General features: G+C 67.3%; 19 protein-coding genes. 15 read left to right on the forward strand and 4 right to left on the reverse strand.

Annotated features, from left to right (window positions below; genetic code table 11):
• The first annotated feature begins 105 nt into the window (after positions 1-105).
• A complete protein-coding gene (locus ACUTAF_RS01210; RefSeq protein ID WP_445578256.1) occupies positions 106-1,833 on the forward strand; it encodes a VWA domain-containing protein in 1,728 nt (575 codons plus the stop codon).
• Positions 1,834-1,835: 2 nt separating this feature from the next.
• Positions 1,836-2,966, forward strand: a complete 1,131-nt coding sequence (locus tag ACUTAF_RS01215) for a polysaccharide deacetylase family protein (protein WP_445578257.1) — start codon at positions 1,836-1,838, stop codon at positions 2,964-2,966.
• A gap of 86 nt (positions 2,967-3,052) precedes the next feature.
• On the opposite strand, the gene ACUTAF_RS01220 is transcribed toward ACUTAF_RS01215, so the two are convergent.
• The 3 genes from ACUTAF_RS01220 to ACUTAF_RS01230 all read right to left on the reverse strand — a co-directional run bounded on the left by ACUTAF_RS01220 (position 3,053) and on the right by ACUTAF_RS01230 (position 5,159).
• Positions 3,053-3,940, reverse strand: a complete 888-nt coding sequence (locus ACUTAF_RS01220; RefSeq protein WP_445578258.1) for a polyprenyl synthetase family protein — start codon at positions 3,938-3,940, stop codon at positions 3,053-3,055.
• Positions 3,937-4,179: an exodeoxyribonuclease VII small subunit gene (locus ACUTAF_RS01225; RefSeq protein ID WP_445578259.1), complete on the reverse strand. Its 243-nt coding sequence runs from the start codon at positions 4,177-4,179 to the stop codon at positions 3,937-3,939. The genes ACUTAF_RS01220 and ACUTAF_RS01225 overlap by 4 nt, the downstream gene beginning before the upstream one ends.
• Before the next feature lie 212 nt (positions 4,180-4,391).
• Positions 4,392-5,159, reverse strand: a complete 768-nt coding sequence (locus tag ACUTAF_RS01230; protein WP_445578260.1) for a sulfite exporter TauE/SafE family protein — start codon at positions 5,157-5,159, stop codon at positions 4,392-4,394.
• A 136-nt stretch (positions 5,160-5,295) separates the two neighbouring features.
• Here ACUTAF_RS01230 and pcaQ point away from each other — a divergent pair, with 136 nt between their 5' ends.
• From pcaQ to ACUTAF_RS01265, 7 genes are all read left to right on the forward strand, one after another.
• Positions 5,296-6,228 (forward strand): pca operon transcription factor PcaQ, encoded by a 933-nt coding sequence (pcaQ, locus tag ACUTAF_RS01235; protein ID WP_445578261.1) that lies wholly within the window; start codon positions 5,296-5,298, stop codon positions 6,226-6,228.
• Positions 6,229-6,356: 128 nt separating this feature from the next.
• Positions 6,357-7,076 (forward strand): protocatechuate 3,4-dioxygenase subunit beta, encoded by a 720-nt coding sequence (gene pcaH / locus ACUTAF_RS01240; RefSeq protein ID WP_445578262.1) that lies wholly within the window; start codon positions 6,357-6,359, stop codon positions 7,074-7,076.
• Between the two features lie 154 nt (positions 7,077-7,230).
• A complete protein-coding gene (gene pcaG / locus ACUTAF_RS01245; RefSeq protein ID WP_445578263.1) occupies positions 7,231-7,839 on the forward strand; it encodes a protocatechuate 3,4-dioxygenase subunit alpha in 609 nt (202 codons plus the stop codon).
• Between the two features lies 1 nt (position 7,840).
• A complete protein-coding gene (gene zapE, locus ACUTAF_RS01250) occupies positions 7,841-8,851 on the forward strand; it encodes a cell division protein ZapE (protein WP_445578264.1) in 1,011 nt (336 codons plus the stop codon).
• A complete protein-coding gene (locus tag ACUTAF_RS01255; RefSeq protein ID WP_445578265.1) occupies positions 8,845-9,795 on the forward strand; it encodes an AEC family transporter in 951 nt (316 codons plus the stop codon). Before zapE ends, ACUTAF_RS01255 begins: the two co-directional genes overlap by 7 nt.
• 196 nt (positions 9,796-9,991) lie before the next feature.
• Positions 9,992-10,837 carry an IclR family transcriptional regulator gene (locus tag ACUTAF_RS01260; RefSeq protein ID WP_445578266.1) on the forward strand — a complete coding sequence of 282 codons (846 nt, stop codon included), beginning with the start codon at positions 9,992-9,994 and terminating at the stop codon, positions 10,835-10,837.
• Between the two features lie 348 nt (positions 10,838-11,185).
• A complete protein-coding gene (locus tag ACUTAF_RS01265; RefSeq protein ID WP_445578267.1) occupies positions 11,186-12,142 on the forward strand; it encodes an AraC family transcriptional regulator in 957 nt (318 codons plus the stop codon).
• A gap of 66 nt (positions 12,143-12,208) precedes the next feature.
• Here ACUTAF_RS01265 and ACUTAF_RS01270 read toward each other — a convergent pair whose 3' ends face one another.
• A complete protein-coding gene (locus tag ACUTAF_RS01270) occupies positions 12,209-12,832 on the reverse strand; it encodes a trimeric intracellular cation channel family protein (protein WP_445578268.1) in 624 nt (207 codons plus the stop codon).
• Between the two features lie 322 nt (positions 12,833-13,154).
• On the opposite strand from ACUTAF_RS01270, the gene benA reads away from it, so the two are divergent.
• From benA to ACUTAF_RS01300, 6 genes are all read left to right on the forward strand, one after another.
• Complete coding sequence (gene benA / locus ACUTAF_RS01275; RefSeq protein WP_445578269.1) at positions 13,155-14,516, forward strand: benzoate 1,2-dioxygenase large subunit; 1,362 nt, start codon at positions 13,155-13,157, stop codon at positions 14,514-14,516.
• Complete coding sequence (benB, locus tag ACUTAF_RS01280; RefSeq protein ID WP_445578270.1) at positions 14,517-15,005, forward strand: benzoate 1,2-dioxygenase small subunit; 489 nt, start codon at positions 14,517-14,519, stop codon at positions 15,003-15,005.
• 81 nt (positions 15,006-15,086) lie between these two features.
• Positions 15,087-16,097 carry a benzoate 1,2-dioxygenase electron transfer component BenC gene (gene benC / locus ACUTAF_RS01285; RefSeq protein ID WP_445578271.1) on the forward strand — a complete coding sequence of 337 codons (1,011 nt, stop codon included), beginning with the start codon at positions 15,087-15,089 and terminating at the stop codon, positions 16,095-16,097.
• A 126-nt stretch (positions 16,098-16,223) separates the two neighbouring features.
• On the forward strand, positions 16,224-16,988 hold the full coding sequence (locus ACUTAF_RS01290; RefSeq protein WP_445578272.1) for a 1,6-dihydroxycyclohexa-2,4-diene-1-carboxylate dehydrogenase: 765 nt from the start codon (positions 16,224-16,226) through the stop codon (positions 16,986-16,988).
• A 71-nt stretch (positions 16,989-17,059) separates the two neighbouring features.
• On the forward strand, positions 17,060-18,400 hold the full coding sequence (locus ACUTAF_RS01295; protein ID WP_445578273.1) for an MFS transporter: 1,341 nt from the start codon (positions 17,060-17,062) through the stop codon (positions 18,398-18,400).
• A 28-nt stretch (positions 18,401-18,428) separates the two neighbouring features.
• On the forward strand, positions 18,429-19,550 hold the full coding sequence (locus ACUTAF_RS01300) for a muconate cycloisomerase family protein (protein WP_445578274.1): 1,122 nt from the start codon (positions 18,429-18,431) through the stop codon (positions 19,548-19,550).
• The last annotated feature ends 3 nt before the right edge of the window (positions 19,551-19,553 follow it).

A 19,553-nucleotide genomic window follows, 5' to 3' on the forward strand; every position in this document is an offset into this window, starting at 1 on the left:
TGCGGCGACAAGACTGCGCTTGCCAGCGATGGGCGGCGGCATCGAGAATTGCCGCCGCTGCCCGGCATCGGGATGGCCAAGGACTTTTTTCGACAAGGAGCCGTCATGTTTCAACGTTCTGCAATTGCCTCTGCGTTTACCCTGTGCCTGCTCGCCAGCGACGTTCAGGCCGCCAATAAAGCCGAGATTCTGATCCAGCCCGTTGCCAGCCGCTTCCCGCTGATCAGCGTCGATGTCAACGTGCGTGATGCCAGGACCGGGGTGCCCATAGCCGGCCTGAGCGCGGCGAATTTCGGGGTGTCCGAGGATCTCAAGGCGAGCGAGTTGCTCAGCGTGGAGAGCGTTGCGCCGGGTTCGACGGACAAGCGGGGTGTCGACTTCGTCTTCGTCTTCGACGATACCGGCAGCATGTCCGAGGAGATCGACGGGCTGATCCAGCGCACCCTGGAGTTCGCCAGCATCGTGCAGGCGTCGGGGTTCGATTACCGCTTCGCGCTGGTTTCCTTCGGCGATGCCCTCAACAGTCGGGTCGATTTCACCCGCTCGGCCGAGGCATTCAAGCAATCGGTCGCCGCGCTGCAGGCCGACGGCGGCGGCGACGAGCCGGAGAACGCGCTGGATGCGCTGCGCTATGCAGCGACCTCGTTCAGCCACGATGCCGGCCGGCGCAAGATTTTCGTCCTGATCACCGACGCCCCCTTCCACAGTGCCAACGGCGTTACCTCGCTTACGGCGAACGACGTGCTGCAGGATCTGGCCAAGCTGGATGCGGTACTCAACGTGGTCGGGCCGAACCTGGACGAATATCGCTGGATGGCCGACAGCCGCTCCGGCAGTTTCTATGACAAGGATTCCGGGCAGTTCAAGCGCATCATCGAGCAGATCGCCGGTGGTTCCGCGAGCAACTACCGGCTGACGCTGCGCACCAGCCGTCCGGATTTCGACAATACCTGGCGCGCCCTGCAAGTCGAGGTCATGGGCGTGGCCGAAGGGCGTGGCGTGTCGCAGTACCAGGCGCCGAGCTGGGTCGCGGCATCCTCGCGCGCCGATGCCGGTCGCGGCATCGACAGCCGCTTCGCGCCGCACAACCTGGTCGACGGCAACCCGGCCAGTGCCTGGGCCGAAGGCCTCTCCGGCAGCGGCGTCGGCGAGTGGGCCGCGCTCAACTTCACCACCCCGATGCGCGTGGACAGTTTCGCCCTGACCCTCCCCGAAGGCAGCTCCCTGCAGCAGGTCGGCGTGCTGATCAACGACGACGCCAAGCGCTTCTACGATCTCGATGCTGGCAAGCGGCGCCAGGTGTTCCAGCTGCCCGAGGCCGTCGAGGTCTCGCGCTTTCAGGTGGTGCTGGAGGCGGCGGGCGCCGGCGCCAACGGTCTCGCCGAAATCGAGCTGTACAGCGGCGACGAGCTGCTCGCACCGATCGCCAGGGCGCACGACATCCGCCGCACGGCCAAGCTGGCGCTGGAGCAGAACCGCCAGGGCGAGCAGCTCTATCACGCGAAGAATTACGACGATGCGGTGTTCTACTACCGCGAGGCGCTGAAGAACGATCCGACCTATGCCCAGGCCTACAGCAACCTGGGGCTGGCGTTCCAGCGGCAGAACAAGCTGGCCGATGCGGTGTGGGCCAACCGCCAGGCCATCGCGCTGGCGCGGGGAGACTCGCGGGCGACCGTCCTGGCCAGTTCCTACTACAACATCGCGCGCATCTTCGAGGCGCAGCATCAGTACGAGCAGGCGCTGCAGAACTTCATCTGGGCCAAGAGCAACAAGGAAAACAAGGTCTACGACAATGCCATCGCGCGCATGCACGAACGGCTGGGGCGCTGAGCATGAGCGCCTCGATCAAGGCCTTCGGCCGTGGGCTCGGGCTGCTGTGCCTGAGCCTTTCGCTCGGCGCCTGGGCCGCCGGGCCGGAACGCGTCGCCAGCTATGACCGTAGCCTCTGGCCCGAGGCCATCGACAGCCCGGCGCGTTTCGATGCCGCTTCGCGCCAGGAGATCCTGGCCTTCGTGCGGGTTCTGCAGCGCACGCCGCTGGATGGCCGCGACGCGCTGAGCGGTTTCACCGGCGTGAAGGCGCCGAACCTGGCCTCCGTGCAACGCTGGCTGGAGCAGACCCGCCAGCGGCTGTTGGCCAACTACCGCGCGGCCGGTGCTGCGGCCGAGGACTGGACGGCGCTCGTCGCAGCCTCCACGCAGCCTGTAGCGGCGCCTGCCGATGTGCGCTGGCAGGCGGCGGCGGAGCGCTTCCACGCCACCTACCTGTACGAGCAGGTGCGCCTGGCGGCGCTATTTCCCGCCATTACCAGCGAGATCGACCGGCTGGACGAGCGCGAGCTGAGCGGGGACGAACTGCAGGACCGCCAGTTCGTCCTGACGTTCGACGACGGGCCGTCGGCCAATCGGGAAACCGAACGCCTGCAGCAGTGGTTGCAGGGCGAGGGGATCGGCGCGTTCTTCTTCGTGCTGGGGGAAAACCTGCGGCGCCGGGCGGCGAAGCAGCCGCTACCGAGCCTGGCGCCGCTCTATGCGGGGCAGTGCCTGGCGTCGCACGGCTATCGCCATGTCGCGCACCAGAAGCTGGAGCACTGGCAGGATTCGCTGGAGCGAACCCGTCAGTTGATTGAGCAGGTCCGGCCGGCCGAGCCTGCCATGGGCCTGTGGTTTCGCCCGCCCTATGGGCAGCGCAACCCGGAGTTGGTGGCCTATGTGCAGGCCCGGGGTGGGCGTGTGGTGTTGTGGAACATCGATTCGCAGGACTGGAACGCCAAGCTGCAGCCGGCGGCGATGCAGGATCGCCTGATCACCCTGATGCTGCTCTGGCGCAAGGGTATCGTGCTGTTCCACGACATCCACCCCAAGGCGCGTCAGGTCCTGCCCGAGCTGCAGCGGTTCATGCGCGGCGGCGGGCTGACACTGCAGGATTGCCACGCCCCGGTGAAGGCCGCGGACGTCCGCTGAGTGGTGGGTTCGGCGGCCCGCCTCGAACGGCGGGTACGGCCCGCTTCAACTGGCGAGCATGGCGTTATGGGCGCAGGTGCTGGCGCTCAGCTGCGCCGCTCGACTATATAGCGCGCCAGCGCGCGCAGCGGCTCGGCCTGGCTGCCGAAGGGGCGCAGCTGGTGCAGGGCCTGGTCGCGCAGTTCCAGGGCGTAGGCCTTGGCCGCGTCGAGGCCGAGCAGGGCGGGGTAGGTGGGCTTGTGGTTGGCCTCGTCCTTGCCCTGGGTCTTGCCCAGGGTGGCGGTGTCGCTCTCCACGTCGAGGATGTCGTCCTGCACCTGGAAGGCCAGGCCGATGGCGCGGGCGTATTGCTGCAGCGCCTTGAGGCCGATTTCGTCGGCGTTGCCGCTGGCCAGGGCGCCGAGCAGCACGCTGGCCTCGATCAGCGCGCCGGTCTTGTGCCGGTGCATGGTCTCCAGGGCACTCTGGTCGAGCGGCAGGCCCACCGAGCCGAGGTCGATGGCCTGGCCGCCGACCATCCCGGCCGGGCCGGCGGCGGCGCTCAGGGCGCTGAGCATCTGCAGGCGGGTCTCGGCGTCCTGCGGGTTGCGCCGGCGGTCGGCGAGCACTTCGAAGGCCAGGCTCTGCAGGCCGTCGCCGGCGAGGATCGCGCAGGCCTCGTCGAAGGCCTTGTGGGTGGTCGGCTGGCCGCGGCGCAGGTCGTCGTCGTCCATCGCCGGCAGGTCGTCGTGCACCAGCGAATAGGCATGGATCAGCTCCACCGCGCAGGCGGCGCCGTCGGCACGGTCGAGGTCGCCGTCCAGGGCCTCGCAGGCGGCATAGACCAGCAGCGGGCGTACGCGCTTGCCGCCGTTCATCACGCTGTAGCGCATCGCCTCGTACAGGCGCTGCAGCTCGGCGCGGGGCGGCTGGAACAGCAGTTCCAGGGCAGCGTCGACCCGCGCCTGGCAGCGTGCCTGGTAGGCCGCGATCATGCCGCCGGGTCCGCGTCGAAGGGCGCTTGCTCCAGCTCGCCGTCGCGCTCCAGGAGGATCTGCACCTTCTGCTCGGCCTGGGCCAGCGCGGCCTGACATTCGCGGGTCAGGCCGATGCCCTGCTCGAAGGCGGTCAGCGAGTCCTCCAGCGACAGCTCGCCGCTTTCCAGGCGCTCGACCAGCGCCTGCAACTCGGCGAGGGAATGTTCGAAGTCGGGGGCGGCTTTCTTGCGGGCCATGGCGGCGGGTCTCGGGCTGCGTAGAAACGGGCGCGACACTAGCAGAGCCGCGGCCCTCGGGCAAATCAGCGGGGCAGCAGGCGGGTTAGCCGAAGGCGTAGCCCGGGATTGGGTCCTGCGCCTTATCCCAGCTAGCGTGTCGTAGGGTGGAAATCGCTGTTCATTGCCGCCATGGACTGTGTGGCATACGGGTAACGCGTGAGCTCCCGGGCTTATCCCAGATAGGTGGTCCAGAAGTAATACAGCGTCATGCCGCTGCCGACCAGGATGACGAAGGCGCGCAGCAGCGCCGGCGGCAGCTTCTCGCCCAGCGCGCCGCCGGCGTAGCCGCCAAGGGTGGCGCCGCTGAGCAGGATGGCCAGCTCGTACCAGCTGACCCGCCCGGCGATGATGAAGGTGAGGGTGGCGATGCTGTAGATCACCGCCGAGATCAGGTTCTTCAGCGCGTTGGCGCGGGCCAGGGCGTGGCCCTCGATGGAGAAGGCGGCCAGCTGCAGGATGCCCATGCCGGCGCCGAAGTAACCGCCGTAGATCGACACGCCGACATGTGCGCCGAGCGACAGCGGCGTGTGCGGCGGATGCTCGGCGGCCTTGCGCCGCGCGGCGAGCGCGCGACCCAGCCAGGGGCTGGCGGCGAACAGCGCGGTGGCCGCCAGTAGCAGCCAGGGGATCAGCACGCGGAACACCTCGTCGCCGCCGCCCAGCAGCAACAGACCGCCGAGCAGGCCGCCGGCCAGCCCGGCCAGCAGCAGCGGTATCAGGTAGCGACCCAGCGGGCGCAACGAGGCGCGCGCGGCCCAGGCCCCGGCCAGGCTGGCCGGCCACAGCGCCACGGCGTTGGTGGCACCCGCCGTTACCGGCGGCAGGCCGGCGGCGAGCAGGGCGGGGAAGGAGAAGAAGGTGCCGCCACCGGCCAGGGCGTTCATACCGCCGGCGGCGAAACCGGCGAGGGCCAACAGCAGCAGATCGGGCAGGGACATGGCGCGGGCTCGCACAAAAAGAGGGCAGCATAGTTCTGAGCAGGCGGCCAGCCAAGTGCGACCAAGGTGCCGTGGGCCGCTGGGCTGGCCCGGCGCTTTGCGGCATGATCGCGCTATTCAAGCCCGGTGCCACGCGATGAACATCGACACCCGCATCAAGTTCCGCCACCTGCTGTGCTTTCTCGAGATCGCCCGCCAGCGCAGTTTCGCCAAGGCCGCCGATGCCCTGGCGGTGAGCCAGCCGGCGATCTCCAAGACGCTCAAGGAGCTGGAGGAGATCCTCGCCGCCAGCCTGTTCGAGCGCGGCAAGAGCGGTGTCAGCCTGACCCCGGCCGGGGTGGCCTTCATGCGTTACGCCGGGCCCTGCGTGCAGGCGCTGCGCGACGGGGTGAACAGCCTGCGCGGCGGCGAGCACGAGGCCGGCCAGGTGCGCGTCGGCGTGCTGTCCACCGTCGAGAGCCTGCTGATTCCCGAGGTGGTGCGGCGCCTGCATCAGCACCAGGCGGCGCTGGTGGTCAGCGTCGCCACCGGGCCGGGCGCGTACCTGCTCGGCCAGTTGCGCGTCGGCGAGCTGGACCTGGTGGTCGGGCGCATGACCGATAGCCCGGACATCCAGGGCCTGACCTTCGAGCACCTGTACAGCGAGTCCATGTGCCTGGTGGTGCGCCCCGGCCACCCGCTGCTGGGCGCAGGCGCCGCCGCGCTGGGCCGTCTCGGTGATTATCCGCTGGTGCTGCCGACCGCCGGCACCACCATCCGCAAGCATGCCGACAGCCTGTTCGTGCAGTGCGGGGTGACGCCTTCGCGGCAGCGCCTGGAAACCCTGTCGCCGGCGCTGAGCCGGCGCTACGTGCTGTCCGGCGATGCGCTGTGGGTGGCGCCGCAGGACGCGGTGTGCCTGGACCTGCAGCGCGGCGAGCTGGTCGAGCTGCAGCTGGGCATCCAGGAGCCGGGTGGTTCGGTGGGCATCTGCCGCAACGGCGCGCTGGCCCTGCCGCTGGCCGCCGAGCAGTTCTGCGCGGCGCTGCGCGAGGTGGCCGAGGCCTATCGCGAGGGTGTCTTTCCATAACTATTTGGTTATGGATTGGCCGCGTCTTTTCAATTTTCACCGGGCCGGCTTTGGCCGAGACTGCGCTCACTTCCCCGAGGTGTCCGCACCGCGGGGCGACTCCACAATAGCCACAACAGGAGCGCATCATGCCTGCCGAGGACAACCGCCGCTTCGCCATTCGCGACCGCAACTGGCATCCGAAGGCCTTCACCCCCGACTACAAGACCTCCATCGCCCGCTCGCCGCGCCAGGCGCTGGTGAGCATCCCGCAGTCGATCTCGGAAACCACGGGGCCGGATTTCTCGCACCTGAAGCTGGGCGAGCACGACAACGACCTGCTGCTCAACTTCAACCACGGCGGCCTGCCGGTGGGCGAGCGCATCATCGTTGCCGGGCGGGTGATGGACCAGTACGGCAAGCCGGTCCCGCATACCCTGGTGGAAATGTGGCAGGCCAACGCCGGCGGCCGCTACCGGCACAAGAACGACCGCTACCTGGCGCCGCTCGACCCCAACTTCGGCGGTGTCGGCCGTGCCCTGACCGACAGCGAAGGTCGCTACTGCTTCCGCACCATCAAGCCCGGCCCCTATCCGTGGCGCAACGGCCCCAACGACTGGCGCCCGGCGCATATCCACTTCTCGCTCAACGGCCCGTCGATTTCCACCCGCCTGATCACCCAGCTGTATTTCGAGGGCGATCCGTTGATTCCGCTGTGCCCGATCGTCAAGTCGATCGCCAACCCAGACGCGGTGCAGACGCTGATCGCCAGGCTCGACATGAGCAGCGCCAATCCCATGGACTGCCTGGCCTACCGCTTCGATATCGTGCTGCGCGGCCAGCGGAAGACCCATTTCGAAAACAACTGATGAGCCGCCCAGGATCTGCTGCGCGTCGGCCATACGGGGTTAAAAACGGCTTCGGAATGCTCATTTACTACTCGTAAACTCCGCTTCCTCAGCCCTTTTTGCCTTGTCTGGCTCTAGCTCGCGAGATCCTGAGCAGGCTCATAGGAGGATGACCATGCCTGTTGAATTGCTGCCGGAAACCCCCTCGCAGACCGCCGGCCCCTACGTGCACATCGGCCTGGCCCTGGCCGCGGCCGGCAACCCGACCCGCGAGCAGGAAATCTGGAACCAGCTGGCCAAGCCCGATGCGCCCGGCGAGCACATCGTACTGGTCGGCCACGTCTACGACGGCAACGGCCACCTGGTGCGCGATGCCTTCCTCGAACTCTGGCAGGCCGACCACCAGGGCCGCTATGACGAGGCTTACGATCAGGAGAAGGCGTTCAACGGTTTCGGCCGTACCGCCACCACCTTCGACGCCGGCAGCGAGTGGACCGCCTACACGGTCAAGCCCGGCGTGGTGCACAACGCCGCCGGGGTGCCGATGGCGCCGCACATCAACGTCGCGCTGTTCGCCCGTGGCATCAACATCCACCTCAACACCCGCCTGTACTTCGAGGACGAGGCCGAGGCCAACGCCAAGGACCCGGTGCTGGGCCTGATCGAGCAGCCCGAGCGGCGCGAGACCTTGATCGCCAGGCGTTGCGAAGTTGCTGGCAAGCCGGCCTACCGCTTCGATATCCGCATCCAGGGGGAAGGCGAGACCGTGTTCTTTGACTTCTGAGTTGGCTACGCAGGCCGCTCGCCTGATCGAGGCGCGCGGCCTGCAACTGGACGATGCCCAGGCGCGCATGCTCGTGCGCCTGGGCGACTGGCTGCAGGTGCGCCTGCGGCCGTCCGCCTGGCGCCGCGCCGCGCCGGCCGGCGCCTACCTGTGGGGCGGCGTCGGACGCGGCAAGAGCCTGCTGCTCGACGCCCTGTTTCAGGCCGCCCCGTTCGTGTCGAAACGCCGCGTACATGTGCACGCGCTGCTGCCGGACGTGCAGCAACGCCTGCTGGCGCACGCCGGCCGGGCCGATCCGCTGGCGCGGGTGGCCGACGAGCTGGCGGCCGAGGCGCGGCTGCTGTTTGTCGATGAGTTCCACGTGCACGACATCGGCGATGCGATCCTGCTCGGCCGCCTGCTGCAGCCGCTGTTCGAGCGCGACTGCATCCTGCTGCTGAGCTCCAACTACGCGCCGCCGGCGCTGTGCCCGAACCCGCTCTACCACAGTCGCTTCAAGCCTTTCGCCGAAGTGCTGCAGCGTCGCTGCCTGGTGCTGCAGGTGGACGCGGGCGCCGATTACCGCTCATTGAGTGCGCGGTACTGGGGGCGCTATCTGCAAGGGCCGGCCGGCTTGCTCGGCAAGCACCTGGGCACGTGCGCGGCGCCGCAGCAGGTAGCGCTGGGGCGGCGCAGCCTGACGGCCTGGGCCGCGGACGGATGCGGCCTGTGGCTGGATTTCGCCGCGTTGTGCCGGCAGCCGCTGGCCAGCGCCGACTACCTGGAGTTGTGCCGGCGTTTCACCCGTATCGCCGTCGGCGAGTTGCCGCAGCTCGGGCGCTGCTCGGCGGACGAGCAGCAGCGCCTGGTCAACTTCGTCGATATCGCCTACGACGCTGGCGTCGAGCTCTGGCTGCAGGGCGAGGCCAGCCTGGCGGCGCTGTGCGCCGGCGTCGGCCACCTCGACTTCGCCCGAACCCATTCGCGTCTGGCGCAACTGCGCGTGGAAGTCCCGGAGCGCCCGGCATGCTGAGGGTACTGGGGATCACCGCGCCGATCTTCATCCTCATCGGCCTGGGCTTCGTCTCGGCGCGCTTCGCCCTGGTCAACCGCGAGCAGATCCGTGGCCTGGGCGCCTTCGTGATCAATTTCGCCCTGCCGGCGCTGGTGCTGCGCGCGCTGGTCGAACGGCGCCTCGACGAGGTGCTCGACTGGCCGTACCTGGCCGCCTACGCGCTGGCCTCGCTGAGCCTGTTCGCCGGCGGCTATGCGGTGGCGCGCTGGCTGCGCGGCCAGGGCCAGTCGGCCAGCGCCATCCTGGCCATGGGTATGTCGGTGTCCAACAGCGGTTTCATCGGCTATCCGATCGCGGTGATGGTGCTCGGCCAGACCGCGGCGGTGGCCATGGCCCTCGGCATGCTGGTGGAGAACCTGCTGCTGATTCCGCTGGCACTGGCCCTGGCCGAAGCCGGCACGCAGCGCGGCAGCAGCGGCTGGGCGCTGCTGCGCGAGACCGGCCTGCGCCTGGCGCGCAACCCGCTGATCATCGCCATTGCAGCCGGCCTGCTGCTGTCGCTGCTACAGATCCGCCTGCCGGCCGTGCCGCTCAAAGTGGTGGACATGCTCGCCGACGCCTCGGCGCCGGTGGCGCTGTTCGTCATCGGCGGCAGCCTGTACGGGCTGAAACTGGGCGGCATGGGCGGCGACTTGCTGCAGACCGCATTGGGCAAGCTGGTCCTGCATCCACTGGCGCTGCTGCTGGCATTCCTCCTGCTGCCCGGGGTGGAGCCGCAGCTGATGGTGGCCGGGCTGCTGTTCGCCGGCGCGCCGATGATGAGCATCTACCCCATCCTCGGCCAGCGCTTCGGCCTCCAGCAGCGCTGCGCCGCTGCCCTGGTGGCGGCCACGGTGCTGGCCTTCTTCAGCATCAGCGGCCTGCTGGCGCTGCTGCGCTGGCAGGGCTTGCTGGCGGGCTGAGGGGCGGACTGGGAGTAGGGCGGGGGCAACCCGCCAGCCCGTCGATGGCAGGTGGCAGCCGCCCTGCGGCGGAGATACAGGCGGTGCGCGCGACCTGGGCGGCCCCGCGACACCTACGGTTCGCATGACGCACGACATTTGCGATTACCGCACAATGGTTCGATAATCGCCAGGCACTGTCCGCCTCGGAGGTTCCATGAGCGATACCCGTCCGCCCCTGTCCAGCCTGGCGCCGCCGCCCTACGTGTCGCCGGCCAAGCGCATCGAGGAATTCGCCGGCGATCCCAACTTCATGACCTCCCTGGCCCGTGGCCTGGCGGTGGTCAACGCCTTCCAGGAGCGCAAGCGCCACCTGACCATCGCGCAGATCAGCCACCGCACCGAGATTCCCCGCGCCGCGGTGCGCCGCTGTCTCTACACGCTGATGAAGCTGGGCTACGTCACCACCGACGGGCGCACCTATTCGCTGCTGCCCAAGGTGCTGACCCTGGGCCACGCCTACCTGTCGTCGACGCCGCTGGCGGTGTCCGCCCAGCCCTATCTCGACCGCCTGAGCGAGCAACTGCACGAGGCCTGCAACCTGGCCACCCTGGAAGGCGAGCAGGTGCTCTATATCGCCCGCTCCGCGATTCCGCAGCGGCTGATCTCGGTGGATCTCAGCGTCGGCAGTCGCCTGCCGGCCTACTGCACCTCCATGGGTCGCATCCTGCTCGCCGCATTGGACGACGACCAGCTGCAGGATTATCTGGCCCACGCCGAGCTGCAGCCCAAGACCAGCCGCACCCTGCACACCCCCGAGGCGTTGTGGGAATGCCTGCAGCGCGTGCGTCACCAAGGCTGGTGCATCGTCGACCAGGAACTGGAGCAGGGCCTGCGTTCGCTGGCAGTGCCGGTGTACGACTCCGCCGGCCACGTGCTGGCGGCGATGAACGTCAGCACCCACGCCGGTCGCGTGCCGGTCAGCGAGCTGGAGAAGCGTTACCTGCCGCTGATGCTCAGCGCCAGCCGCGATCTGAGCAGCCAGCTGTTTCGGCCGGCCTGAGTAGCCGCCTCGACGCTTGTTCGTAGGAGCCGCGCCCCGCGGCGAAAGCGATTGGTTGGGCAACGCCGAACCACAAGACTTCGCCCCGGGGCGGAGCTCCTACAATGGCTGCGAGTGTCGCCGCCCTACTGCGTCACTTCACGAAAGCGGGCGGTTATCGGCCGCCGTGATATTCGCCCAAGGTCCGATTGCCTAAGCTCGTCGAGCCAATACACTGCCGTGGTCAACCGTTGATCGGTTTATGATCAGCGGCGGGCCATTTGCCTGTATCTATGGTTCGAGCGAGGAGGGCAGCCTTGGCCCGTCAGCACTCGCCATCTGATAACAACGATAAGAGTGCCGTGAGTTATGGACTGTCGTCTGCTCAACGAGAAGAGTCGGCTGTTCGCCAATGCCGACCCCTATGCGGTATCCGACTACGTCAACCAGCACGTCGGCTCGCATTGCATTCGCCTGCCCAACAGCGGCCGCCCGGCCGCCAGCCTCAGCCACCGCAGCTTCGCCAGCCTCGACCTGTGCCGCATCAGCTACGGCGGCAGCGTGCGCGTCACCTCGCCGGCGCTGGAGACCATCTACCACCTGCAGGTGCTGCTGCAGGGCCACTGCCTGTGGCGCGGCCGTGGCCAGGAGCACTACTTCACCCCCGGCGAACTGCTGCTGATCAACCCCGATGATCCAGTCGACCTGACCTATTCCGACGACTGCGAGAAGTTCATCGTCAAGCTGCCGAGCCAACTGATCGAGCGCGCCTGCAGCGACAACCACTGGCAGCGCCCGGCCGACGGCGTGCGCTTCGCCTCGCGCCACCAGCTGCAGCAGCTCGAAGGCTTCACCAACCTGCTCGGCCTGGTCTGCGACGAGGCCGAGAGCGAGCAGTCGCTGCCCTCGGTGCAGGAGCACTACACGCGGATCATCGCCAGCAAGCTGCTCGGCCTGCTCGGCAACAACGTCAGGCGCGCGGAGCTGGCCGAGAGCAACCCCTCGTTCGAGCGCCTGGTGCAATTTATCGACGACAACCTCAAACAGGACATCAGCCTCGAGCAGCTGGCCCAGCTCGCCCATATCAGCCCGCGCTCGCTCTATGCGCTGTTCGACAGGCACCTGGGCACCACGCCCAAGCACTACATCCGCCAGCGCAAGCTGGAGCGGGTGCACGCCTGCCTCAGCGATCCGTCGGCCAAGGTGCGCAATATCACCGAGGTGGCGCTGGACTATGGCTTCCTCCACCTCGGGCGCTTCTCCGAGAGCTACAAGAGCGCCTTCGGCGAATTGCCCTCCGATACCCTGCGCCGCCGCGAGTCCTGACGTTCCGCCTGCGCCTGGCCGCGCCAAGGCCGCAGCCGCTGGCTGCCACGGCGTCCATGACCGAGCTCAGCTCGCCCGATAGCGGTTCGGCAGCTTGATGTTGAACTTGATCGCCAGGGCACGCAGGGTGAACGCGACCAGAAAACCACCCAGCAGATCGTAGCTATAGGAGAAGTCCAGGGTGCTGAGCGCATAGTAGGCGACAGCACCGGCCAGGGTGGTGGTGATATACAGCTCTTCATTCATCAGCGTCAGGTTGCTGCCGCACAGCACATCGCGCGCAATGCCGCCGAAGGTCGCGGTCACGACGCCCATGCAGATGGCGATCAGCGGCGCAGCGTTCGCCATCAGGGCGACTTCGGTGCCCAGTGCGGCGAACAAGGCAATGCCAATTGCATCCATCCACAGCAGGGTGCCGGTCAGCGACGTCAGCCTGGGCGCCACGTAGTAGGTGGCCGCCGAGGAAACCAGGCAGATCACGATCCAGATGGGTTCTCTGATCCAGAAAACCGGCAGATTTCCCATCAGCACGTCACGCAGCGTGCCGCCCCCGATACCCGTGGCCGTGCCAATCAACATGAACCCCAGGATATCCATCTTCAGGCGTGCCGCGCTCAGTGCGCCGGAGATGGCGAAGACGGCCACCGCACACAAGCCCATGACATTCACCACAGCGGTAAGATCGAACAACACGACACTCCTCTCTTGCGTCAAAAGCTGAACCGCCCCGGGGATGCCGCAGGCGCTGGGGCCGGGGGGCAGGCCGCCTGGGCCGACTCGCCGAGCTGTCGATAGTAAAGGGCCTGGGTGGGATTGCCGACAGGTCCAAGCCGACGATCTGCGCTTGGCCATTATCCCGACTGCCGCGTGCAGGCCACGACGACTCCGGCTTCCATGGCCTTGGTCGGCCCCTGCAGAAAACGGATAAAGGTCCTGCATTAACTGGATATTGTCGGACAATCAGGCGGCATAGCCTTGCAATCGTTGAAACAATAACAACGGAGCCATGGCCATGAACCTGGGACTCGACTACCTCAATAGCCTGCTTGAAGAAGACAAGGACAAGGGCATTTTCCGCTGCAAGCGCGAGATGTTCACCGATCCCCGGTTGTTCGACCTGGAGATGCAGCACATCTTCGAAGGCAACTGGCTGTACCTGGCCCACGAGAGCCAGATCCCCAACGTCAACGACTACTACACCACCCATATGGGGCGCCAGCCGATCTTCATCGCGCGCAACAAGGAGGGTGAGCTTAACGCCTTCATCAACGCCTGCAGCCACCGCGGCGCCATGCTCTGCCGCTTCAAGAGCGGCAACAAGGCCAGCTACACCTGCCCCTTCCACGGCTGGACCTTCAACAACAGCGGCAAGCTGCTCAAGGTCAAGGACCCCAAGGAAGCCGGCTACCCGGACAGCTTCAACTGCGACGGCTCCCACGACCTGAAGAAGGTCGCGCGCTTCGAGTCCTATCGCGGCTTCCTGTTCGGCAGCCTGCGCGAGGACGTGGCGCCGCTGGAAGAATTCCTCGGCGAGTCGAAGAAGATCATCGACATGATCTGCGACCAGTCCAGCGAGGGCCTGGAAGTGCTGCGCGGCTCCAGCACCTATGTGTATGAGGGCAACTGGAAACTGCAGGCGGAAAACGGTGCCGACGGCTACCACGTCACCGCCGTGCACTGGAACTACGCCGCCACCCAGCAGCAGCGCAAGCTGAAAGAGGCCGGCGACGATATCCGCGCCATGAGCGCCGGCGGCTGGGGCAAGAAGGGCGGCGGTTTCTACTCCTTCGAGAACGGCCACCTGCTGCTCTGGACCCGCTGGGACAACCCCGAGGACCGTCCGCTGTTCGCCGACCGCGAGCGCCTCGCCGCCGAGTTCGGCGAGGCCCGCGCCGACTGGATGATCGGCCACTCGCGCAACCTCTGCCTCTACCCCAACCTGTACCTGATGGACCAGTTCGGCTCGCAGCTGCGCATCGCCCGCCCGCTGTCGGTGGACAAGACCGAGGTGACCATCTACTGCATCGCGCCCAAGGGCGAGAGCGCCGAGGCGCGTGCCCGGCGCATCCGCCAGTACGAGGACTTCTTCAACGTCTCCGGCATGGCCACCCCCGACGACCTGGAAGAGTTCCGCGCCTGCCAGCAGGGTTTTGCCGGCCGCGCCATGGTCTGGAACGACATGTCCCGCGGCGCCCAGCACTGGATCGACGGCGCCGACGAGTCAGCCCGCGAGATCGACCTGCAGCCGCTGATGAGCGGTGCGCGCACCGAGGACGAAGGCCTGTTCGTGCTGCAGCACCACTACTGGCAGCAGCAGATGATCGAGGCGCTGAAAGAACAGCAGGAACAACTGATCCACGTGGAGGGTGCGTAAATGAGCCTTTCCTATGACGCCGTGCGCGACTTCCTCTACCGCGAAGCGCGCTACCTGGACGACAAGCAGTGGGACCAGTGGCTGGAGCTGTATGCGCCGGACGCCGAGTTCTGGATGCCGGCCTGGGACGATAACGACCAGCTGGTGGAGAACCCGCAGACCGAGATCTCGCTGATCTGGTACGGCAACCGCAGCGGCCTGGAAGACCGGGTGTTCCGCATCCGCACCGAGCGCTCCAGCGCCACCATTCCGGATACCCGCACCTCGCACAACATCAACAATATCGAGATCGTCGAGCAGGGCGATGGGCTGACCAAGGTGCGCTTCAACTGGCACACCCTGAGCTTTCGCTACAAGACCGTCGACCACTTCTACGGCACCAGCTTCTACAGCCTCGATACCCGCGGCGAAAACCCGCTGATCAAGGCCAAGAAGGTGGTGCTGAAGAACGATTACGTGCGCCAGATCATCGACGTCTACCACATCTGAATCCGCTGCAGCGCTGCCGGCGGGGCCATGGGCTCCCGTCGCGGGCTTCTGCACGCCGCCAACCGCATAGCGAGGTGCGCCATGAGCCACAAGATCGCACTGAATTTCGAAGACGGGGTCACCCGTTTCATCGACGCCAACCTGGGTGAGACGGTGGCCGACGCCGCCTATCGCCAGGGCATCAATATTCCGCTGGACTGCCGCGACGGCGCCTGCGGCGCTTGCAAGTGCTTCGCCGAAGCCGGCCAGTACGACCTCGGCGAGGACTATATCGAGGACGCCCTGAGCGAGGCCGAAGCCGAGCAGGGCTATGTGCTGACCTGCCAGATGCGCGCCGAGAGCGACTGCGTGATCCGCGTACCGGCCTCCTCGCAAGTGTGCAAGACCCAGCAGGCCAGCTTCGAGGCGGCCATCAGCGCGGTGCGCAAGCTCTCCGACAGCACCATCGCCCTGTCGGTCAAGGGCGAGGCGCTGAGCCAGCTGGCATTCCTGCCGGGGCAGTACGTCAACCTCAAGGTGCCGGGCAGCGAGCAGACCCGTGCCTACTCGTTCAGCTCATTGCCCAAGGATGGGGAAGTCAGCTTTCTGATCCGCAACGTGCCGGGCGGGCTGATGAGCAGCTTCCTGACCAACCTGGCCAAGGCCGGCGACAGCATCAGCCTGGCCGGCCCGCTGGGCAGCTTCTACCTGCGCGAGATCAAGCGCCCGCTGCTACTGCTGGCCGGCGGCACCGGCCTGGCGCCGTTCACCGCGATGCTGGAGAAGATCGCCGCCGAGGGCAGCGCGCACCCGCTGCACCTGATCTACGGCGTGACCCACGACCATGACCTGGTCGAGCTGGACAAGCTGGAAGCCTTCGCCGCGCGCATCCCCGGCTTCAGCTTCAGCGCCTGCGTGGCCAGCCCGGAGAGCAGCTACCCGCACAAGGGCTACGTCACCCAGCACATCGAGCCCAGGCACCTCAACGATGGCGAGGTGGACATCTACCTGTGCGGCCCGCCGCCGATGGTCGAGGCGGTCAGCGCCTATATCCGCGAGCAGGGCATAGCACCGGCCAACTTCTACTACGAGAAGTTTGCCGCGTCGGCGTGAAGCACCCCTCTCCCCATGGGAGAGGGGCCGGGGGAGAGGGAGGGGCAAACGCCACCCTCTCCCCAGCCCTCTCCCGCAAGCGGGAGAGGGGGTAGATAGCGGATACCCCGGATTGAGGTGGGCAAGATGAACAAGCGTTTCCAACACAAAGTCGCCGTGGTCACCGGCGCCGCCCAGGGCATCGGCCGCCGCGTCGCCGAGCGGCTGCTGGAGGAGGGCGCGCAAGTGGTGGCGGTGGACCGCTCCGAGCTGGTGTTCGAGCTGGCCGAGCATGAGGGCGTGCTGTGCCTGACTGCCGACCTGGAGCAGGCCGGCGATTGCCAGAGCGTGATGCAGGCGGCGGTGGAGCGCTTCGGCCGCCTCGACATTCTGATCAACAACGTCGGCGGCACAATCTGGGCCAAGCCCTTCGAGCACTACGAAACGGCGCAGATCGAGGCCGAGGTGCGCCGCTCGCTGTTCCCCACGCTGTGGTGCTGCCATGCCGCCTTGGCGCAGATGCTGGCGCAGGGCAGCGGCGCCATCGTCAACGTCTCCTCCATCGCCACCCGCGGGGTCAACCGGGTGCCCTACGGCGCGGCCAAGGGCGGCGTCAATGCACTCACCGCCTGCCTGGCGTTCGAGACCGCCGAGCGCGGCATTCGCGTCAACGCCACCGCCCCCGGCGGCACCGAGGCGCCGCCGCGGCGCATCCCGCGCAACGCCGCCGAACAGAGCGAGCAGGAGAAGGGCTGGTACCAGCAGATAGTCACGCAGACCGTCGAGAGCAGCCTGATGAAGCGCTACGGGACCATCGACGAGCAGGTCGGCGCCATCCTGTTTCTCGCCTCCGACGAGGCCTCCTATATCACCGGCGTGACCTTGCCGGTGGGCGGCGGGGATCTGGGCTGAGTACGAGTCCTGCTCCTACACCGCACCAACCAAAGCTGTTCACAACAAAAACAAAACCGAGAACCGATGCCATGCGACAGATAGACGTTCACCCCGTTATCGACAATGCGCGCTTTTCCCGCTTCCACTGGATGGTCATGGCGCTCTGCGCGCTGCTGCTGATCTTCGACGGCTACGACCTATTCATCTTCGGCGTGGTGCTGCCGTCGATCATGCAAGAGTGGAACCTGACCCCGCTGGAGGCCGGTGCCCTGGGCAGCTATGCGCTGTTCGGCATGATGTTCGGCGCCCTGACCTTCGGCACCCTGGCCGACAAGATCGGGCGCAAGAAGGGCATCGCCATCTGCTTCGTGCTGTTCTCCACGGCCACCATCCTCAACGGTTTCGCCACGAGCCCCACCGAGTTCGGCATCTTCCGCTTTATCGCCGGCCTCGGCTGCGGCGGGCTGATGCCCAACGCCGTGGCGCTGATGAACGAATACGCGCCCAAGCGCCTGCGCAGCACCCTGGTGGCGGTGATGTTCAGCGGCTACTCGCTGGGCGGCATGCTGGCAGCGGGGGTGGGTATCTATATGCTGCCGCGTTTCGGTTGGGAGTCGATGTTCTTCGCCGCCGCCGTGCCGCTGCTGCTGTTGCCGCTGATCCTGTGGAAGCTGCCGGAGTCGGTGGGTTTCCTGGTGCGCCAGGGCCGCGATGAACAGGCCCGCGCCGTGCTGGCCAAGGTCGAGCCGGGCCTGCGGATCGATGCCGCCGACCAGTTGCAGATGAGCGATGGCAAGGGCCAGGGCGTCGGCGTCTTCGAGCTGTTCCGCGACGGCCGTGCGCTGCGCACCCTGTGCCTGTGGCTGGCGTTCTTCTGCTGCCTGCTGATGGTCTACGCGCTGAGCTCCTGGCTGCCCAAGCTGATGGCCAGCGCCGGCTACAGCCTGGGCTCCAGCCTGTCGTTCCTGCTGGCGCTGAACTTCGGCGGCATGGCCGGGGCCATCCTCGGCGGCTGGCTGGGCGACCGCTTCAACCTGGGCAAGGTGATGGTGGCCTTCTTCGTCGCCGCCGCCACCTCGATCAGCCTGCTCGGCTTCAACAGCCCGACGCCGGTGCTCTACGGGCTGATCTTCATCGCCGGCGCCACCACCATCGGCACGCAGATCCTGCTGTACGCCGGCGCCGCGCAGTTCTACGGCCTGTCGATCCGCTCTACCGGCCTCGGCTGGGCCTCGGGCATCGGCCGCAATGGCGCCATAGTCGGGCCGCTGCTCGGTGGCGCGCTGATGGCGATCAACCTGCCGCTGCAACTGAACTTCATCGCCTTCGCCATCCCCGGCGCCGTAGCGGCCCTGGCCATGGCGGTGTTCACCCTCAGCGGCCAGCGGCGCCAGGCGGCGTCCGCGGCGCTGGCGGCGGCCAAGGCCTGAGCCCACACCCTGAACCTGGAAAAGTGAAATGAGCCACGTCCTGATCGAAAGCCTGACGGCGACCATCGTCGACCTGCCGACCATCCGCCCGCACAAGCTGGCCATGCACACCATGCAGAACCAGACGCTGGTGATCATCCGCCTGCGCTGCAGCGACGGTGTCGAAGGCATCGGCGAAGCCACCACCATCGGTGGCCTGGCCTACGGCAACGAGAGCCCGGAGAGCATCAAGCAGAACATCGACAGCCACCTGGCGCTGGCGCTGATCGGTCAGGACGCGGCCAACATCAACGCCTGCATGCAGCGCCTGGACAAGCTGGCCAAGGGCAACACCTTCGCCAAGTCGGGCATCGAAAGCGCGCTGCTCGACGCCCAGGGCAAGCGTCTGGGCCTGCCGGTCAGCGAGTTGCTCGGCGGCCGCGTGCGCGACAGCCTGGAGGTGGCCTGGACCTTGGCCTCGGGCGACACCGCCCGCGATATCGACGAGGCGCAGCAGATGCTCGCCATTCGCCGCCACCGCATCTTCAAGCTGAAGATCGGCGCCGGCGAACTGCAGCGCGACCTCAACCACGTCATCGCCATCAAGCAGGCCCTCGGCGACTGCGCCAGCGTGCGGGTCGACGTCAACCAGGGCTGGGACGAGTCCCAGGCCATCCGCGCCTGCCGGGTGCTGGGCGACAACGGCATTGACCTGATCGAGCAGCCCATCGCACGGATCAATCGCGCCGGCCAGGTGCGCCTCAACCAGCGCAGCCCGGCGCCGATCATGGCCGACGAATCCATCGAGAGCGTCGAGGACGCCTTCAGTCTGGCCGCCGACGGCGCAGCCAGCGTGTTCGCCCTGAAGATCGCCAAGAACGGCGGCCCGCGCGCCGTGCTGCGCACCGCGGCCATCGCCGAGGCGGCCGGTATCGCCCTGTACGGCGGCACCATGCTCGAAGGCGCCATCGGCACCCTGGCCTCGGCCCACGCCTTCGTCACCCTCAAGCAGCTGACCTGGGGCACCGAGCTGTTCGGCCCGCTGCTGCTGACCGAGGAAATCGTCACTGAGGCGCCGCTGTATCGCGATTTCGCCCTGCAGGTGCCGCGCAGCCCCGGCCTGGGCCTGACCCTGGACGAAGAGCGCCTGGCGTTCTTCGCCCGCCAGTGAAGC

It is taken from the genome of Pseudomonas sp. SP16.1 (genome assembly GCF_052682975.1).

What these genes read in the sequence shown, in the direction of transcription:
- ACUTAF_RS01230 (WP_445578260.1), bottom strand. Translation starts at nt 5,159, where the DNA reads ATGTCCCTGCCCGATCTGCTGCTGTTGGCCCTCGCCGGTTTCGCCGCC.
- benA (WP_445578269.1), top strand. Translation starts at nt 13,155, where the DNA reads ATGAACCTGGGACTCGACTACCTCAATAGCCTGCTTGAAGAAGACAAG.
- pcaQ (WP_445578261.1), top strand. Translation starts at nt 5,296, where the DNA reads ATGAACATCGACACCCGCATCAAGTTCCGCCACCTGCTGTGCTTTCTC.
- ACUTAF_RS01215 (WP_445578257.1), top strand. Translation starts at nt 1,836, where the DNA reads ATGAGCGCCTCGATCAAGGCCTTCGGCCGTGGGCTCGGGCTGCTGTGC.
- benC (WP_445578271.1), top strand. Translation starts at nt 15,087, where the DNA reads ATGAGCCACAAGATCGCACTGAATTTCGAAGACGGGGTCACCCGTTTC.
- ACUTAF_RS01210 (WP_445578256.1), top strand. Translation starts at nt 106, where the DNA reads ATGTTTCAACGTTCTGCAATTGCCTCTGCGTTTACCCTGTGCCTGCTC.
- ACUTAF_RS01260 (WP_445578266.1), top strand. Translation starts at nt 9,992, where the DNA reads ATGAGCGATACCCGTCCGCCCCTGTCCAGCCTGGCGCCGCCGCCCTAC.
- ACUTAF_RS01220 (WP_445578258.1), bottom strand. Translation starts at nt 3,940, where the DNA reads ATGATCGCGGCCTACCAGGCACGCTGCCAGGCGCGGGTCGACGCTGCC.
- pcaH (WP_445578262.1), top strand. Translation starts at nt 6,357, where the DNA reads ATGCCTGCCGAGGACAACCGCCGCTTCGCCATTCGCGACCGCAACTGG.
- ACUTAF_RS01265 (WP_445578267.1), top strand. Translation starts at nt 11,186, where the DNA reads ATGGACTGTCGTCTGCTCAACGAGAAGAGTCGGCTGTTCGCCAATGCC.
- ACUTAF_RS01290 (WP_445578272.1), top strand. Translation starts at nt 16,224, where the DNA reads ATGAACAAGCGTTTCCAACACAAAGTCGCCGTGGTCACCGGCGCCGCC.
- ACUTAF_RS01255 (WP_445578265.1), top strand. Translation starts at nt 8,845, where the DNA reads ATGCTGAGGGTACTGGGGATCACCGCGCCGATCTTCATCCTCATCGGC.
- ACUTAF_RS01295 (WP_445578273.1), top strand. Translation starts at nt 17,060, where the DNA reads ATGCGACAGATAGACGTTCACCCCGTTATCGACAATGCGCGCTTTTCC.
- benB (WP_445578270.1), top strand. Translation starts at nt 14,517, where the DNA reads ATGAGCCTTTCCTATGACGCCGTGCGCGACTTCCTCTACCGCGAAGCG.
- pcaG (WP_445578263.1), top strand. Translation starts at nt 7,231, where the DNA reads ATGCCTGTTGAATTGCTGCCGGAAACCCCCTCGCAGACCGCCGGCCCC.
- ACUTAF_RS01300 (WP_445578274.1), top strand. Translation starts at nt 18,429, where the DNA reads ATGAGCCACGTCCTGATCGAAAGCCTGACGGCGACCATCGTCGACCTG.
- ACUTAF_RS01225 (WP_445578259.1), bottom strand. Translation starts at nt 4,179, where the DNA reads ATGGCCCGCAAGAAAGCCGCCCCCGACTTCGAACATTCCCTCGCCGAG.